Below are 3,100 nucleotides of genomic sequence, written 5' to 3'. Positions count from 1 at the left end.
CCGCACAGCTCGGGTTCTTGGGGGGACTGCTGCCCGCTCACACCGCCCCGCCGGGGCGGGGGCCCCCGGCCGCGCCCCGCGCCGCCCCGCGCGCCGCCGCCGCAGCGGCGGCCGGCACGTTCCGCAACCCCCTCAACACCGGCCCCGACCCCTTCATGACGCACTGGAAGGGGAACTACTACCTCACGACGACCCAGGGCAACAGCATCCGGATGTGGCGCTCCCCGTCCCTGGGCACGCTGCTGACCGCCGCCCCGATCACCGTCTGGACGGACACCGACCCGTCCCGCGACCGCAACATCTGGGCGCCGGAGTTCTACCGCTTCGGCGAGCGCTGGTACATGTACTACACGGCCGACGACGGCGTCGACGACCACCACCGGCTGTACGTCCTGGAGTCGGAGGGCGACGACCCGGCCGGTCCGTACCACTTCAAGTCGAAGCTCGCCCCGCCCAACCACGCGAACGACTTCGCCATCGACGCGGGCATCCTCCAACTGGGCGGCCGGCTCTACCTCGCGTACAGCGGCATCAACCAGTACCAGCACAACGGGCTCAACATCGCCCCGATGTCCAACCCGTACACCGTCTCCGGCAACGCCGTCGCCCTCGACGGCGCCGGCGGCTGCCCCGAGGTGCGCGAGGGGCCGGAGTTCCTGTACCGCAACGGACGGGTCTGGATGACCTACTCCGCCTGTGACACGGGCAAACCGGACTACCAGGTCTGGATGATGTCGATGCCGCTGGACGCCGACCCGCTCGTACCGGGCAACTGGCGCCAGCACCAGGGCGCGGTGTTCTCCCGCGCCGACGACCGGGGCGTGTTCGGACCGGGCCACCACGCCTTCTTCCGGTCCCCCGACGGCACGGAGGACTGGATCGTCTACCACGCCAAGTCCACCTCGGTGAACACCTACAGCAACCGCACCACGCGGGCGCAGAAGTTCACCTGGCGGGCCGACGGCAGCCCCGACTTCGGCCGGCCGCTCGCCACGGGCGCCACCCAGGACCTGCCCTCCGGCGACCCCGGGTCCGGCAACTACTGGATCAACGACGACGGGCGCTCCAGCGGCCCCGGCGGTGTCACCTACACCGGCGCCTGGAACTCCGGTTCGGGCTGCGCCACGCAGTGCTTCTGGAGCGACGACCACTGGAGCGACCGGGCGGGCGCCACGGCGACGTTCACCTTCACCGGCACCCGTATCGTCCTGCTGTCCGTCAAGGACACCGGCAACGGTTACGCGGCCATCAGCGTCGACGGCGGTCCCGAGCAGCGGGTGGACTTCCACAACTCCATCCGTGTCGGTGAGGCGGTGCAGTACACCAGCCCCCGGCTCGCCCAGGGCAGCCACACCCTGCGGGTCCGGGTGACGGGGGAGCACAACACCCAGTCCGGAGCCTCCTTCGTGAGCGTCGACCGTGCCGAGGTCTATGTGAACTGACGCGACCGGCCGGCGGTCGGGACCACCCGGCGCGCGACCTCCCGCACGCAACTCTGTCGCACCCCCTTGCGCGTTTCGAAAGTTTTGCTTGACTTTACGAAAGCGCCAACCGTCTCGGGCCGGTTGTGGGGGCCTCCCGGGGAGCCGCATGTCTCGACAACCTCCAAGGAGGAAGCGTGATCGGTACGTCGCAGAACAGAGGTCTGCTCGCCGTGGCACGCCCGACCGCCCTGCTGGCCGCCACCCTCGTGGTCGCCGTCCTCGCCTCCGCCCCGTCCGCGAGCGCCGCGACGACGCTCGGCGCGTCGGCGGCGGAGAAGGGGCGGTACTTCGGTACCGCCGTCGCCGCGAACCACCTCGGCGAATCGGGGTACGTGTCCACGCTGAACCAGGAGTTCAACAGCGTCACGCCCGAGAACGAGATGAAGTGGGACGCCCTCGAACCCTCCCGCAACTCGTTCAACTACGGTGCCGCCGACCAGATCGTCAGCCACGCGCAGGGCCGGGGCATGAAGATCCGGGGCCACACGCTGGTGTGGCACTCCCAGCTCCCCGGCTGGGTCGGCTCGCTGGCCGCCGCCGATCTGCGGACGGCGATGAACAACCACATCACACAGGTCGCCCAGCACTACAAGGGGAAGATCCACTCCTGGGACGTGGTGAACGAGGCCTTCCAGGACGGCAGTTCGGGCGCCCGGCGCAGCTCGCCGTTCCAGGACAAGCTCGGCAACGGGTTCATCGAGGAGGCGTTCCGCACCGCGAGGGCCGCCGACCCCGCCGCCAAGCTCTGTTACAACGACTACAACACCGACGGCCAGAACGCGAAGAGCAACGCCGTCTACGCCATGGTCAGCGACTTCAAGGCGCGCGGTGTGCCCATCGACTGCGTCGGCTTCCAGTCGCACTTCAACGCCCAGTCCCCGGTGCCCTCCGACTACCAGCAGAACCTCCAGCGCTTCGCCAACCTCGGCGTCGACGTGCAGATCACCGAGCTGGACATCGAGGGCTCCGGCACGGCCCAGGCGGACAGCTACCGGCGCGTCGTCCAGGCGTGCCTCGCCGTCTCGCGCTGCACCGGCATCACGGTGTGGGGCGTGACCGACAAGTACTCGTGGCGGGCGAGCGGTACGCCGCTGCTGTTCGACGGCAACTACGCCAAGAAGGCCGCGTACACCTCGGTGCTGACCGCGCTCGGCGGCTCCAGCAGCGGCGGCGGGGGCGGTGGCGGCGGGGGGCAGGCCTGCACCGCCACGTACTCCGAGACCCAGCGGTGGGGTGACCGCTTCAACGGCACGGTGACGGTGACGGCGGGGAGTTCGGCCATCACCGGCTGGACGGTGCCCGTCACCGTACGCGCGCCGCAGAAGGTCTCCACGACCTGGAACGGCAGCCCCGCCTGGGACAGCAGCGGGAACGTCATGACGATGAGGCCGAACGGCAACGGCACGCTGTCGGCCGGGGCGTCGACCAGCTTCGGCTTCACGGTCATGGCGAACGGGGAGTGGTCGGCTCCCACGGTCGGGGCCTGCACGGCCTCCTGACCCGCGCCGGGCCCGGTCCGGGCGGCGCGGGGGGGGGGGCCCCCCCCCCCCGCCCCCCCGCGCCCCCGGCCGGGCGCGGCCGCGCCCCGCCGCCCCGCGCCGCGCCCGAGCGCGGGG

At 71.1% G+C, this 3,100-nt stretch carries 2 protein-coding genes; both read left to right on the top strand.

What is annotated here, in order from left to right:
• Positions 1 to 1,442: glycoside hydrolase family 43 protein (locus tag ACFXPK_RS06145; RefSeq protein ID WP_385072189.1), on the top strand; the 1,442-nt coding region annotated here is incomplete at its 5' end.
• A 230-nt stretch (positions 1,443 to 1,672) separates the two neighbouring features.
• Positions 1,673 to 2,983: an endo-1,4-beta-xylanase gene (locus ACFXPK_RS06140; RefSeq protein ID WP_385072295.1), complete on the top strand. Its 1,311-nt coding sequence runs from the start codon at positions 1,673 to 1,675 to the stop codon at positions 2,981 to 2,983.
• Positions 2,984 to 3,100: the final 117 nt, after the last annotated feature.

Origin of the sequence: Streptomyces sp. NPDC059142 (genome assembly GCF_042755665.1) — a bacterium.
Lineage (GTDB): Bacteria > Actinomycetota > Actinomycetes > Streptomycetales > Streptomycetaceae > Streptomyces.
This window is presented reverse-complemented; position numbering and strand designations above follow the sequence as displayed.